14 protein-coding genes, 1 tRNA gene, 1 other RNA gene and 1 pseudogene are annotated in these 13,586 nt (G+C 60.1%); 10 read left to right on the forward strand and 7 right to left on the reverse strand.

Features of this window, described 5'->3' with window-relative positions; translation table 11 throughout:
* Positions 1–103 precede the first annotated feature (103 nt).
* Positions 104–1,171, reverse strand: coding sequence for an FUSC family protein (locus ABF859_RS11900; RefSeq protein WP_415527995.1), 1,068 nt, complete (start codon positions 1,169–1,171; stop codon positions 104–106).
* Between the two features lie 27 nt (positions 1,172–1,198).
* On the reverse strand, positions 1,199–2,785 hold the full coding sequence (locus tag ABF859_RS11905) for a Do family serine endopeptidase (protein ID WP_415527996.1): 1,587 nt from the start codon (positions 2,783–2,785) through the stop codon (positions 1,199–1,201).
* Positions 2,786–2,910: 125 nt separating this feature from the next.
* On the opposite strand from ABF859_RS11905, the gene ABF859_RS11910 reads away from it, so the two are divergent.
* The 3 genes from ABF859_RS11910 to ABF859_RS11920 all read left to right on the forward strand — a co-directional run bounded on the left by ABF859_RS11910 (position 2,911) and on the right by ABF859_RS11920 (position 4,416).
* A complete protein-coding gene (locus ABF859_RS11910) occupies positions 2,911–4,110 on the forward strand; it encodes a P-loop NTPase (protein WP_415527998.1) in 1,200 nt (399 codons plus the stop codon).
* Complete coding sequence (locus tag ABF859_RS11915; protein WP_415527999.1) at positions 4,107–4,262, forward strand: hypothetical protein; 156 nt, start codon at positions 4,107–4,109, stop codon at positions 4,260–4,262. Before ABF859_RS11910 ends, ABF859_RS11915 begins: the two co-directional genes overlap by 4 nt.
* Before the next feature lie 79 nt (positions 4,263–4,341).
* Positions 4,342–4,416 (forward strand) — tRNA-Thr (locus ABF859_RS11920).
* Between the two features lie 689 nt (positions 4,417–5,105).
* Here the strand turns inward: ABF859_RS11920 and thyX are convergent.
* On the reverse strand, positions 5,106–6,017 hold the full coding sequence (gene thyX / locus ABF859_RS11925; protein ID WP_415528001.1) for an FAD-dependent thymidylate synthase: 912 nt from the start codon (positions 6,015–6,017) through the stop codon (positions 5,106–5,108).
* Between the two features lie 94 nt (positions 6,018–6,111).
* On the opposite strand from thyX, the gene ssrA reads away from it, so the two are divergent.
* The 3 genes from ssrA to ABF859_RS11940 all read left to right on the forward strand — a co-directional run bounded on the left by ssrA (position 6,112) and on the right by ABF859_RS11940 (position 7,596).
* Positions 6,112–6,438: a transfer-messenger RNA gene (ssrA, locus tag ABF859_RS11930) on the forward strand.
* Between the two features lie 96 nt (positions 6,439–6,534).
* Complete coding sequence (locus ABF859_RS11935) at positions 6,535–7,110, forward strand: SspB family protein (RefSeq protein ID WP_415528002.1); 576 nt, start codon at positions 6,535–6,537, stop codon at positions 7,108–7,110.
* A gap of 93 nt (positions 7,111–7,203) precedes the next feature.
* Entirely contained in the window at positions 7,204–7,596 is a 393-nt protein-coding gene (locus ABF859_RS11940; protein WP_415528003.1) for a VOC family protein, read from the forward strand.
* Positions 7,597–7,632: 36 nt separating this feature from the next.
* Here ABF859_RS11940 and ABF859_RS11945 read toward each other — a convergent pair whose 3' ends face one another.
* From ABF859_RS11945 to ABF859_RS11955, 3 genes are all read right to left on the reverse strand, one after another.
* The gene (locus ABF859_RS11945) at positions 7,633–7,851 is read right to left on the reverse strand and encodes a hypothetical protein (protein ID WP_011252962.1); all 219 of its coding nucleotides are present in this window, start codon (positions 7,849–7,851) and stop codon (positions 7,633–7,635) included.
* A gap of 86 nt (positions 7,852–7,937) precedes the next feature.
* The gene (locus ABF859_RS11950) at positions 7,938–8,735 is read right to left on the reverse strand and encodes an ABC transporter ATP-binding protein (protein WP_415528004.1); all 798 of its coding nucleotides are present in this window, start codon (positions 8,733–8,735) and stop codon (positions 7,938–7,940) included.
* Positions 8,736–8,739: 4 nt separating this feature from the next.
* Positions 8,740–9,609, reverse strand: coding sequence for an ABC transporter permease (locus ABF859_RS11955; protein ID WP_415528005.1), 870 nt, complete (start codon positions 9,607–9,609; stop codon positions 8,740–8,742).
* A gap of 207 nt (positions 9,610–9,816) precedes the next feature.
* Here ABF859_RS11955 and ABF859_RS11960 point away from each other — a divergent pair, with 207 nt between their 5' ends.
* From ABF859_RS11960 to ABF859_RS11970, 3 genes are read left to right on the forward strand one after another with little or no spacing between them, the layout of a single operon-like run.
* Positions 9,817–11,181: a transglycosylase SLT domain-containing protein gene (locus tag ABF859_RS11960; protein ID WP_415528006.1), complete on the forward strand. Its 1,365-nt coding sequence runs from the start codon at positions 9,817–9,819 to the stop codon at positions 11,179–11,181.
* A gap of 57 nt (positions 11,182–11,238) precedes the next feature.
* Positions 11,239–11,787 (forward strand): peroxiredoxin, encoded by a 549-nt coding sequence (locus ABF859_RS11965; protein WP_415528007.1) that lies wholly within the window; start codon positions 11,239–11,241, stop codon positions 11,785–11,787.
* On the forward strand, positions 11,784–12,371 hold the full coding sequence (locus ABF859_RS11970) for a DUF1643 domain-containing protein (RefSeq protein WP_415528008.1): 588 nt from the start codon (positions 11,784–11,786) through the stop codon (positions 12,369–12,371). Before ABF859_RS11965 ends, ABF859_RS11970 begins: the two co-directional genes overlap by 4 nt.
* 30 nt (positions 12,372–12,401) lie before the next feature.
* On the opposite strand, the gene ABF859_RS11975 is transcribed toward ABF859_RS11970, so the two are convergent.
* Entirely contained in the window at positions 12,402–13,031 is a 630-nt protein-coding gene (locus ABF859_RS11975; protein ID WP_415528009.1) for a POTRA domain-containing protein, read from the reverse strand.
* Positions 13,032–13,347: 316 nt separating this feature from the next.
* On the opposite strand from ABF859_RS11975, the pseudogene ABF859_RS11980 reads away from it, so the two are divergent.
* A pseudogene (locus tag ABF859_RS11980) lies at positions 13,348–13,586 on the forward strand (carbohydrate porin); the annotation flags it as partial.

A 13,586-nucleotide genomic window follows, 5' to 3' on the forward strand; every position in this document is an offset into this window, starting at 1 on the left:
GCCGGGCATGTGCCATCATAGCCCCGGAACAACGTAAAAGCCGAATGACGGTTTCAACAGCTCCCGGCCTTCCTGACCGACAGACGCGCCCTGAAAAGACGCTTCAGAGCCCTTCCACGGCGCTGGCATCTTCCCGCATGACCACCCCTACGGCCCGCTCGAGGTCTTCGCGGAACAGGGACATCACAAAGCGCATTTCCGGCCGGGTCTGCTCTTCCAGACGCGGCAGGAGATCCAGGATTTCCTCGTCTTCGGATTGCTGTTCATGCCGGTTGCGCTTCGTGAGCAGTTGCTCCTCACAACTATGCGCCAGGGCCCGGAGCGCATGGCTCAGCCCCTTGTACAGCGGCAACAGTCCCGTATTCCCTGCCGCCCGCCCCGTCGCAATGGCGCGCGCCACCAGCATCGTGTCGTTCAGCAGACGCCGCATCAACCGTGGCAGGGCCGCCAGAACCGGATCACGCTTCTCCAGTTCCTTCAGCCGTTCGCGCCGGGCCTCGGTCACGGCATCTTCCAGTTCCGTCAGAAGAGCCACACAGTCGTCGTTCTGACGCTCGATCGCCGTCCACCCCGTGTTCTGATCGAGCGCACTCTTGAGAAGTTGATCCATGCGCCGCAGCAGACGTCCAGCCGTATGGAAGGCCTGTTTGCGCGCGCTACTGTGCAGGATGAAAAACGACACCACGATCGAGACCACCACGCCCACCACAATGGCCAGAAGCCGCGTGATCATGGGCAGGAACGGACTGCCCTGACTGGGGAAAAGATACACGATCATCAGCGTGATGCAGGCAAAACGCAGCGTCGGCTGGATGGCCGTCAGGAAAACCAGCGGCGCCAGCATCAGCCAGAATGGAACCCAGCGCAGCCCCGTCGTGATTTCCAGCACCACCGCGCAGACACCCGCCAGCGCACCGATCAGTGTGCCGCTGATCTGGTCACGCGCTGTCGTCATGGTCTGGCTGATGCTGGACTGCGTGACAATCAGGGCGGTCACCAAGGCCCAGATCGTCTCCTGCAGATGCATGAGCGAACCCACGATCCAAGCCACCACGACCGATACCAGAACGCGGATGGTCTGGCGCGTCGCAGGGCGCATCACTTCGCGCCAGTTGCTGTTGCGGGGCGGCACGGACAGCCATTTCCGGCTCAGACGTGTCAGAACGCTCATGGCAGGTTTCAGCGCAGGGAAACGACGTCAGTTCCCAAGGAAAGGCACAGGCACCCAGCGCAAACCGTCATCGTCCTGAACCAGCAGCAGCACTTCCGTCTTTTTACGATCATGCAGGCGCTGTACGGCCTTTGCGAAATCGTCCGGCGTGTTGATCTGGTCCTGCCCAACCTGCGTGATGACATTCCCTTCTGCAATCCCGCGGGATGCGGCAGGACTTCCGGTCTCGACCCGCGATACCAGAACTCCGCGCTGATCGTCCGACAGCGCATACTGCGTGCGTGCATCCGCATCGATCGAACTGACCGTTACCCCAAGCTCACCCAGAGCGGCGTGACGATGTTCAGGCTGATGCGTATCCGATGGCGGCATATCCGGCGGTGTAGGCGACTGGCCCAGTGTAATCGGCAGCGTCTTGAGCGCACCCTTGTGCCAGACCGTCAACTGCGCCTGCGCACCCGGCAGAATGGAGGCGATGATCCGCGGCATGGTCTGACCGGTGACGTCATGATCGCCCACACGCGTAATGATGTCACCGACCTCAAGCCCGGCCTTCGCAGCCGGGCCTTTCGGATCGATTTCCGAGATCAGCGTGCCCTTGCCATTGGAGCCATCCGGTTTGTGAAAATCGAGCGTCTCGGCAATGTCGTTCGTCACATCCTGGAACTTCAGCCCCATCCAGCCACGGGAGACGTGACCCGTACGGCGGAGCTGGTCGATGATCCCGCGCGCGTCATCGGCTGGAATGGCAAAGCCGATGCCAATAGAATCGCCGCCCGCCCCGCCATAGATCAGCGTGTTGATGCCGATGACTTCACCGGACAGGTTGAACAGCGGCCCACCAGAATTGCCGCGATTGATGGCGGCATCCGTCTGGATGTAATCGTCATACAGACCGTGCTCGACGTTTCGTCCGCGCGAGGAAATGATGCCCGCCGTCACCGTTCCGTTCAGCCCGAACGGATTGCCGATCGCCAGAACCCAGTCTCCGATCTGCGCCCTGTCGCTTCGTCCGAGTGGCACCGTCGGAAGCGGGTGCTTCGGCTTGACCTCCAGCACGGCCAGATCGACCTGACTGTCCCGCCCCACGATCCGTGCCGGCATCTCAGTCCCGTCCTGCAATGTGACGCTGACCTGATCCGCCCCTTCGATCACATGATTATTCGTCACGATGATGCCCGAAGCATCAATAATGAAACCCGAGCCCAGCGCCTGCTGACGCCGTGGCGGATGGTTCGGCGCGGGCTTGTGCTTCAGATAATCGTGGAAAAACTTCTCCAGTGGCGATCCCGGCTGGAACGGCGGCACCTGCGGACCGTCAGGATCGCTGGAATCGGGGCCTTTGTCATCAGTCTTCGCAGGCTTGAGCACGGCGGAGGTCGAAACATTGACCACCGACGGCAGCAGCCTGTTCGCCAGATCCGCAAAACTCGACGGCACGGAACGTGGGGTCGGTGTCGGCACCGAAGACGGCTGGCTCGAAACAGGCGGTACATTCTGTGCAAAGGCCGGAACGGCACTCACACCCCATCCCCCGGCAAGGGAGACAGCCAGACCGGAAACAGCAAGACAGGCCATACGACGGGCGCTGGAACGGACGAACAGGTTTTTCATACCCGCACGCTAACGCAGAACGTGGCCCTTCGTCACCATCCCGCCGTTCAGGATGCGTTTTCGACCCGACCATGCTAGGGTCAGAGTCCTTTCCGACATGATATTTCCCCTGATGAGAGCCCGGCATGACTGACACCACGCCCCCGAACGACATGCCGCCTGGCCCCACCGAAACGTCCTCCAGTGCAGAAACGCACATCACCGACATCCTGAAATCCGAACAGGATGCTCAGGGCTCGAACGTCCTGTCTTTCGCGTCTCTGGAGAGCGTGTCGGTGCAGAATGGTCATGCGCATGTCTCACTGGCCACATCGCGCGACAATGCCTCGCGCGTAGAGCCGCTGCGGGCACGCGTCGAGGCCGCCATTGCAAGTCTGCCGGGCATCACAGGCGCGACCCTGTCCTTTACATCTCACCGTCCCGCCACGCCGGCTGCGGCCAATGCGCCTGCGCAGGGCGGAGGCCACCGTCCTTTCAATCTGGGAGACAAAAAACCCCGCAATGCCGCCAGCAGACATGCCCCTGACACGCTGCTGCCCGGTGTCAGGGCCGTCATTGCCGTTGCGTCAGGCAAGGGAGGCGTCGGCAAGTCCACCACGGCCGTCAATCTTGCGGTCGGTCTCGCGCGGCAGGGACTGAAAACCGGCCTGCTGGACGCCGATATCTACGGGCCCTCCCTGCCCCGGATGCTGGGGCGGAACACCCGTCCTGAAGTCGTGGATGGCACGATCCTGCCGATCGAAGCCTGGGGCCTGAAAAGCATGTCCATCGGTTATCTGGTGGATGAAAACCAGGCCATGATCTGGCGTGGTCCCATGGTCATGGGAGCACTGACGCAGTTTCTGGGCGAAGTTGAATGGGGCGAACTCGACGTTCTCGTGATCGACATGCCGCCAGGCACCGGAGACGCCCAGTTGACGCTGGCCCAGAAGCTCGGACCAAAGCTCGCGGCGGGGGGAGCGGTCATCGTATCCACGCCGCAGGATATCGCGCTGCTGGATGCCCGCAGGGGCGTGGCCATGTTCGAGCGGATGAAAACCCCGATCCTCGGCGTCGTGGAGAACATGTCCTATTTCTGCTGCCCGAACTGCAACCACCGTACGGAACTGTTCGGACATGGTGGCGCCAAAGCGGAAGCGGAAAAGATGGGTGTTCCGTTCCTGGCGGAAATCCCGCTCCTGGCCGACATCCGCGCAAGTGGCGATGAAGGAACCCCGATCATCCTTTCCGCGCCCGGCAGCGAAGCCGCACACGCCTATACGAGGCTCGCACAGGCCGTCGCCCGCGCCCTGTCATCCGAACACAGTCCGAAAGAGCCGTCATGATCCGTATTCTTCTCATCGGTGCCTGCCTGACGCTGACGGCCTGCTCCCAGACCGTCACGCATCGCGGCCTCTCTCAGGACGGCTACGGCTTCACACAGGATTCGCAGCACCTTCCTCCCCCTGCTGACCTGATCACGCCCATTCCCCACTAAAATCCCGACCAGAAACAGAGAATCGTTTTCCGACGCTTGACCTGACAGGCCCAGCCATGGAAAAAGCCGCACTGCTGATGCCGGGTTAGCACAGTGGTAGTGCAGCGGTTTTGTAAACCGAAGGCCGGGGGTTCAAATCCCTCACCCGGCACCAGATTCTCTCAAAGCGCAGTCGTATTATGGGCGAGCAAGAAATTGCAGCGCCCGCCGACGGATATGTCTGCTCGTCTCCGATATGAGCCGGAAAATGCCGTTCAAACCGCGACTTGCAGGCGAAATCTTCCGCTCACCCCTCCTCTGAAAGAGGGATCCGCCACCTGAAATGAATAATGCACAAGTATTGCATATGCGAGCGGTGGAATGTGGGTATTCCAAAAATTTCCTTGACAGCCTTCCACTGAAATCCCGTTCAGCCGCAAAGGTGAGAATTTAAATTACATAATTTAATCAATAACTTACCCGAAAATACGCGAACAAGAACACGAATCGGAGGGCTCTAAACAGAGGCCTCAGCCTTGTGGATAACTCTGTTCGTAAAAAAACCCGCGATCGTTGTGACGAAATTCACACCCATTCGGTCCGAATCTCTCACAAAGCCCACACAAGTAAACACAGGAAAAGATTCCTGCCTTTACCTGCTGTTTGCAAAATTGAATATTCTATGAAGCAGGCCATAAAAAATGAATGGCAATAGACGTCAGAACAAGTCCCACGGCTATTCCAGCCCATACCAGAAGACTGGGCGCCTTTTCAGGTATATCTTCAACAGGATTGGCAGACTGCGCTTCACGCGCCTCAAGCATCAGACGCTCAAGGTCGTTTCCGGCCGGTCCGGGGCCGGAGTCAGGATGCGCCATCCAGAACCGCCGCCATCTCCGACCACTCACGTTTGGTCAGTCCGGAATTTTCCTGCGTGACGGTTTCGCCCACCAGTCGCCGGCGCACCACCTTCAGCATTCCGGCTGAAAGCGTGAAGGCACCGAGCCGATATTCCTCGAAAGCGGCCGCAGTCGCCGGGACCCAGGCCTTGAGGATTTCAATCATCTTTTCTGCATAGACGCGGATTTCGTATTGCGCATGCGGATCAGCGCGCAGGGCAAGGAAGTGCATCAGATTGTGCAGATCGATCTTCCAGTACCACTGGGTATAGGTGTTCAGCGTCAGGTTCATCCGAGCTAGTTCACGCGCCAGACCTGTTCCTTCCGGATTCAGGAGGCTTTCGTAGTCGTCGTAGCACTGGCTGGCATCGCGACGCAGGATCTTCAGAACCTGATGCGCCGTTTCAGGATCAAGCGCCTCGCTCCGTCCCTGCCGGTTCGAACTGCTCTGGGCAGCAACCTGATCCAGCGCCGGCAGATAGAATTCCCGATCCAGAATGGAATAGCGCGCCGAATACTCATTCACGCTCGCCATGCGATGACGGATCCACTGACGCGCCACGAAGACGGGCAGCTTCACATGAAACTTGATTTCACACATCTCGAACGGCGTCGAATGACGGTGACGCATCAGATAGCGAATCAGCCCCGCATCCTCGGACACCTTCTTCGTCCCGCGCCCATAAGACACCCGGGCCGCCTGCACGACCGCACCATCGTCGCCCATATAGTCGACAACCCGCAGGAATCCATGATCCAGCACCTCGAAAGGCGTGAAAAGCAGGTTTTCCATCGCCGCCACGGTCGGACGGGACGTAAGTTGGGGTTCGCTACGCTGCGCTTCGATCTCGGCGCGCTGTTCGGATGTCAGTGCCATGGCGGCGGCTTTAGCATGCGCTTTCGCCCGCCGTCATCCGAATGAATCGGATTGACACGATTCCGGAGGCTTAATTTTTTTCACGACCGCCTTTTCCCTTGCGGTCCCGCATGGGCGCTCCTATGTTCAGCAGTGCAAGGGGTTCGTCCCCGGCTATGGCGATAAACGGTAAGTGAAATAAGTGTTGTGGACCCGGGGGCAGTGCCCGGCGTCTCCACCAAGACCAACCCCTCGTAAAAGGGGTCTGTGGGGACGAAACAGGCTCGACACGCATGGTAAAGACTTATCTTTTGCCCGGCATTGTACCACCGTCATCGGGCTAAACTTACAAGTGCCAACGATAACTCAGAGGTGCTCGCTGTCGCTGCATAAGCGATAAGCGCGGTTCGGGAGGGCACCGGGCAACAGAAGCCCTCCCACCTCATCATGTCCCCGACATTCTGCAAAGACGGCTTGCCATATGCGCCCGTCTGTCGCATCCCTTGAGCAAGTTGACCGAAACATCAGGCTTGCGACCATGAGCGACGACGATCACAACGGCCAGGACGGCTTCGAGCACGACCTTCCCGAGAGCCTTCTCCCCTATGATGACTGGGTGGAAGACGCCTACCGCGAAGTCATGCTCCGTGCGATCGAGCATGTCGCGGCGGAAGGTCTGCCGGGCGCCCATCATTTCTATCTGACATTCCGCACGAACCGTCCGGATGTGATCATCCCTGCCCGTCTGCGCGCGCAGTACCCGGAAGAGATGACCATCGTCCTGCAGCACCAGTTCTGGGATCTGGCGCTGGACCGTGAGAAGAACGTGATCTCTGTAGGTCTGTCCTTTGGCGGCGTTGGCAGCATCCTGTGCATCCCTGTCAATGCCATTACGGCCTTTGCCGACCCCCATATCCGCATGGCCCTGCGCTTCAACCACTCGTCGCTCGACGATGACGAAGACATCGAGATCCCCGAGGGTGCCGTGGAACCCGACGATATCGATCCGGCCCATCATCCGGACGTCCAGCCCGAAACGGCCTCGTCCGACGATGTGAAGAAAGATGCGGAAGTCGTCAGTCTGGCAGCATTCCGCAAGCGTCCCCCGACCTGATTTCCGTTCTTCGGGGATTTCACAAATCGGATTGGCCAGACAGGATTTTTCCGGCCTATACTGACCGCAATGTCGCTCTCATGAGGGATCCCCATGCGCTTTACCGTCGATCGACTTGACCATATCGTGCTGACCGTCCGGGACCGGACCCTGTCCGCATCCTGGTATCAGCGTGTTCTGGGCATGGATATCGAGGAATACGGCCGCAACAATCGTGTGGCCCTCAGCTTTGGCGGCCAGAAGATCAATCTGCGCCCCGAAGGCTCGGAAGGCTGGGACACGGCCGGCGATGCGGCTCCCGGAACTTCGGATCTGTGCTTCACGACAGCCATCGCCAGCGAACACATCATCCGGCATCTGGAAAAATGCGGGGTGGAAATCGTGGAGGGGCCCGTTGCCCGTCTGGGTGCCCTTGGCCCGATTACATCCGTCTATTGCCGCGACCCGGATGGCAATCTGATCGAACTGGCCTCCTATAACGGCTGAAGGACGGCAAAGCAGACGCTCCACCGCCCCGCTGCATCACCAGTTTTTGGAAATCAGCCAGAACTCTTCTGAGGTCAGCGTAATGGCGTTGCAGTCCTTCGTCTCGGCGGCAGCCTTGGCAAGGGCATGGATGCGTTCGATCATGATCGTCTTGCGCTGATGCGCTTCGGACGTTTCCTTCACGGTCGACAAGGTCTGCAGGGCAGACTCCGACGCTTTGGCGACACGCGCGGCATCAATGGCGGCATAAGACATGAACTGTCTCCCTGAATGTAAAAACCGGTAGCGAGCCTACTCCACCCCCGCCTCGATACCAACTCCGCCAGCCGAAAGCTGTCCGGCTAGACCGGAATGACCGCCACTGCCGCCTCATAGGCATCCAGAACGTCCTCAGTCGGACCATCCATCCGGATTTCCCCGCTTTCCATCCAGATGATGCGTGTGCACCACTGCCGCAGGACCGACAGGGCATGGGATGTCACGATCAGAATTTCCGCGGCATCCACCATACCTTCCAGCCGTGCCTTGGCCTTGTCCTGAAACTTCTGGTCCCCCGCCATGAACCATTCGTCCATCAGCAGAATCCGCGGACGCGGCACCGTTGCCAGCGCAAACCCCAGCCGGACGGACATGCCCGAAGAATAAAGCCGTACCGGAAGATCGAAGAACGCTCCCAGATCAGAGAACGCCTCCACATCCTTTTCCAGTTCCTGCGTCGCAGCCCGGCCCATTCCCATCCGGCAGGCAAAAAGCTGGATGTTTTCCCGCCCTGTCAGTTCACTGTTCATACCCGCGTTCGGGTCAATGAGGGCATGGGTGTCGCCCTCGATGTCCAGCGTTCCTTCACCCGTTTCATAAATACCGGCCAGGACACGCAGCAATGTCGATTTTCCAGCGCCGTTATGCCCGACCAGACCGACCCTTTCTCCTTCCGAAATCGTGCAGCTGACATTGGAGAGGGCCTGAACTTCCACGACCTGGGAGGTATCGCCACTGATCCGCATTCTGCCGCCCACGGCCCCTGTCTTCGCGGCGACGGTGCTCTTGGCCCGCGCCAGAAGCGTCTTTTTCAGAGAGCGGGAACTGCCATGAAGGACGGGGAAAGACAGGGAAAGATCTTCAAGATGGATATGGGCCATGATGTCAGATCCAGAAAACTAGACGCGCCCGCGTCCGGATAAATGACCGTACGGCAATCGCCCAGAATACTGCGCTGGTTGCCAGAGCAATTCCCCATATGTGCAAGGCAGGCACATGCCCCAGCAGAGGCTCGCGCACGATTTCCAGCAGGGGATAGAATGGATTGTACAGCAGGAAGGACGCCTTCGCTCCAAGCTGCTCCGGCATCCAGATGATGGGTGTCACATAAAACACGATCTGCAACAGCGCCGCCACGATCGGCGTCACATCCCTGAAACGGGCGCAGAGCGATCCGAACAGCATGCAGGCGGCAAACCCGTCGAGCGCCCAGAGCAGAAGCGCCGGAATCGCCAGAATGGCATTTATCCCCGGCCACAGATGATAGATGACAAACACGCCGAGCGGCACGACGATATTATGGGCAAACACGATCGCATTGCGCACCACGACCCGGACCGCATACAGCAGAAGCGGTAGCTGGACGGATCGCACCATGGCCTCGGCATCAAGGAAACAGGAACAGGATTCCTGGATCAGGCTCGAAAGCCCGACGCTCCAGAGCGTAAGCGACAGCGACAGAAATGGCAGATAGGTCGCAAGCTGCATATGGAACAGCCTGCTGTAGAGCACACCCATGGAGGCCACCATCAGGGCGGACGTGATGGTCAGCCAGAACGGCCCCAGCGCGGATCCCCGATACCGAAGACGGATATCGAGCCATCCCAGCCTGACTCCAAGCCGCCACAGACGTCGCGTTTCCTTCCAGTCAGCCCAGGCCCTGGCAGCGGGACTGCCGCGGGGACTGTCACGACTGGTATGCCTGCGCGGCGCTTCGTCCCGCAGGGCATCTGAAGCTGGAGAAGGTATACTCATATCGTTCGCCTACCCGATCCCCCCTACTCCGGCAAGAAGGCGTAACCGTGAAGTTCATATTCGGGAAATGAATCTTCGCTACACTGCCTGATATGCACAATTCTCCGTCAGAAAATCTGTCTTCCGGAACCCTTTTTCCTAGTTTCGCCGTAATCCCCGTGTATGCTTGATTCATTGAGACAAGTTTTCCTCAGGTGCCCAGACCCGATGCCCAGACCCGTCTTTCCGTCCCGGACCATCCCCCGCACGCTGTCTTTCATCCGTGCGGGTGCTGCGCTCGGTATGGTTGGACTGCTTGCCGCCTGCGCGGGTGGCAATGCCGATATGGGCTCCTCTTCGGAACTCCCGGTGTCACAGGAAGCGGCCAACTACCGCGCCCACGCGAAATCCTATTACGCCCCTCCCGGCCCACCCAGCGATCCCTGGGGGCCTTACATTCAGGAAGCCTCCAGCCGCTTCGATGTGCCCGAAGCCTGGATCCGGGCCGTCATGCAGCAGGAATCCGGCGGACACCTGTTCGATCATAACGGCAATTTCATCACATCGGTTCCGGGCGCCATGGGCCTTCTTCAGCTCATGCCTCCGACCTATGACGACATGCGCCAGCAGTACGGCCTGGGTGAAGACCCTTACGATCCGCACGACAACATCCTCGCTGGCACGGCCTATCTGCGCCAGATGTACGACATCTACGGCTCACCGGGTTTCCTTGCAGCCTATAACGATGGCCCCGGCAGCCTCGACCGCTATCTCCGTCGCGGACGCGCGCTGCCCCGCGAAACACGCCGCTATGTAGCGGCCATCGGTCCCCATATCGCTGGCATTACACCGCACAACCGCTCGGCCGCTGACCTTCTCGTCGCCCAGCACGATCCCAACTCCCAGGTCATGCTGGCCCAGAACACAGCATCCGCAGACGTGACCCCGGTTACCTCGCCTTCCGAACGACAGGCTGTCAGCGCGGCCTGGAACCATCGGGAAGCAGCGGAAGCCTCGTCGGACAATTCAGACACCGAGACACCGCCGTCGACGACCCAGACCACTCCTATCCAGATCGCCTCCGCAACCGGCACCGACGCGCCGACAAGCATCAGCGCAGCCTGGGCGGCGCGGGGCTATACGCCGACGCCCGTCCGCCCTCCCGTACGGCAGACATCCGTTCCGGCCGACGAGGTTGCGGATAACCGCGTGACGGCTCAGCAAATCCCGATCGGGCATCATCTGCAGCCCCAGCCGATCATGGCCGTCATGCCTGCAGGCCGGCCGCAGTATCACATGTCCCTTCCGGCGACATCCACCCCGTCCCGAATCACAGCGACAACAGGAAACTGGGCCATTCAGGTCGGCGCTTTCGCCAATGCCCGCCAGGCAAACGTCGCGACCTCTGCCGCCCACAGCAAGGGGGGCATCGTGGTGGCATCGGCAAAACCGCAGGTGGAAAGCGTCAAGGGAGGCCGTTCGCATCTCTATCGCGCCCGCCTGACCGGCCTGACGCATGAAAATGCGGTTGCAGCGTGCCGCCGTCTGTCGCACGGTTCCCCCTGCGTCGTGGTTCCTCCCGGCGCATATTGATCCGTTTGTCGGGCCTCTCTGTTGGGCCCGCTGTTCTGACAGGGATACAAGACCCCGATGCGCCGCTTTCCTGCAACGACCGCTTTCTGTGCTGTCGCCCTCTCCGGCGCCCTGACGCTCTCTCCGGCGCATGCCGCTCTTGAAACCGGAACCCATGCCCCGGATTTCTCCGCGCCTGCCAGCCTCGGAGGACACGAGTTCACCTACCATCTGGCCGATGCCCTCAAGACCGGCCCTGTCGTCCTCTATTTCTACCCGGCAGCCTTCACCAAGGGCTGCACGATCGAAGCCCACGAATTTGCGGATGCGATTCCGGAGTTCAAGGCCCAGGGCGCAACCGTCATCGGCGTTTCCATGGACCCGATCGACAAGCTGGACCGCTTCTCGGTCAGCGAATGCCGCAGCACCTTTGCCGTTGCTGCTGATCCGTCCGGCAAGATCACCCGCAGCTATGCCGCCAAGATGCCCCTGCTTCACATGGCCAGCCGTACTTCCTACGTCATCGCGAAGGACGGCCATATCGCCATGAGCTATGCCTCAATGTCTCCCGACGAGCATGTCGCACGTGCGCTTGCGGCAGTGAAAGCCCTGAAGCAGACCCCGTGAGCACACGTTCCCACTCCGCAGGTCCGGACCTGTTCGGACAGCATCATGTCGGCGATTCACGTCCCCTGAAGCTGGCTGAAGACATCATCAGCACCGCGATCTATGGCGGCCCGCAGGACTGTTACCGTTACACCCTGCGCCGTGTCTGGGACGACAGCCGCCCCATGATTATGTGGCTGATGATGAATCCCTCCGTGGCAACCGAGTTCGGCGACGACCGGACAGTCGCCAAATGCCAGCGCTATGCACGCGCCTGGGGCTACGGCGGCATGTTCGTCGGCAACAGCTTCGCCTATCGCTGCACGGACCAGAAACGTCTCCTTGAGGTTGCTGATCCCGTCGGTCCGGAAAACGATGCCCATCTGCTGGGCATGGCCCGGCAGGCCGATCTGGTCGTGCTGGCTTATGGATCCCCACAGGCCAGAGGACTGCGCGCACGCGGAACCGAAGTCGCCCGGATGCTTGCTCATCACGGCATCAGGGTTACGGCCCTGCGCCTGAGCAAGAGCGGACGCCCCGAGCATCCGCTCTATCTGCCCTCCGTCCTCACGCCGCAGCCGCTCGATCCGGACTTGCTGGACTGAGCGATGCTACGGGCAATGGCGGGCGTGCCTTCAGTTCGCTGACTTATCCTCCTCGTGGATCTCCCAGACCAGCAGCACATGCTGGTCATGGTTGGGATAGGTTGCCTGCGGCTGGATCGAACCGCCCACCTTCTTGTCCTTGTACAGAGCCTGAATGGCCTGCTGGTCAGCAGAAAGCAGTTCGTTCGAGACAGGGCCACCCGCGCGGAGCTTCGTCGCCGCTTCCAGATCAGCGGTCGAGACCTTTCTGTTTCCGTGGAACTCCACCTTGTCCAGCACCAGAGCGACTGGCTGGGCCGGAGCAGCCGCAGCCTGTTCCTCAAGGATCAGTTTGACGGAAACACCCTTGCCGGCAATCTTCATCTGCTCCCCCAGACTCGCCCCGACATTCCGCGACGAATAAAGGGCCCCCACCCGCTTCTGTGCTTCGGCCAGATCATTGCGCGTGACGGTCTCACCGGCATGATAACCGAAAGCCTGCAGGATATCCGCCGTCGGAACCTGATGATTGCCCTGAACGGCCACCGTCATCAACTTTAGCGGAACAGTAGGCGCCGGGATGGCAGCAAGCGCCTGCCCGGTGGTAATCAGTCCGGTGAAAGTTGCCGCGGCGAGCGAAACGCCAAGGAAACCGGGAACCAACAGGGAGCGAAGGGACATCTGGCAATCTCCTGTAATGAAAAAAATGAGAAAATCTCTGATTTTTACGCTACAGGACTTACCGGCTTTGGCAAATCCTCTCCTAGAGCCATGTCGGAGGAACATCTTCCGGCGCAATGCGTTCAGTACTTCCAAGCCCTGGCGCACCTTCTCGTTCGATCCATTTCGTTCGATACTGGCGCTGCGGGTCCGTCTGCGCGTACGAAATGCATATCGATATCCGTGGTTTCTCCTAAGGCTTCACCGTCTTCCGGAGATCTGGACGACCGCCCGTTTCCCGTTTCCTCAACCCCATTGAAAAGGCCATCCCCGCTTCATGACTGTACTCGCTTCCTTCGCCCGGACTTCTCCCCGAATCCGTTCCGAACACCTGCGGTCTGTCCTGATGGGGCTCTTTTCCGTTTCCGCACTGGCCGTCACTGTCGAGACTGCACAGGCGCAGTCCGCTCCTGATCCCAACAGTGCCCGCCACCGCGTTTCCCGGGCCGCTGCCCTGTCTACCCCTGCCCCTGCCCCGGACCCAACCCCACAAAACCACGCAAACCCCCCCAAATG

Origin of the sequence: Gluconobacter sp., from assembly GCF_047722525.1 — a bacterium.
Taxonomy (GTDB): domain Bacteria; phylum Pseudomonadota; class Alphaproteobacteria; order Acetobacterales; family Acetobacteraceae; genus Gluconobacter.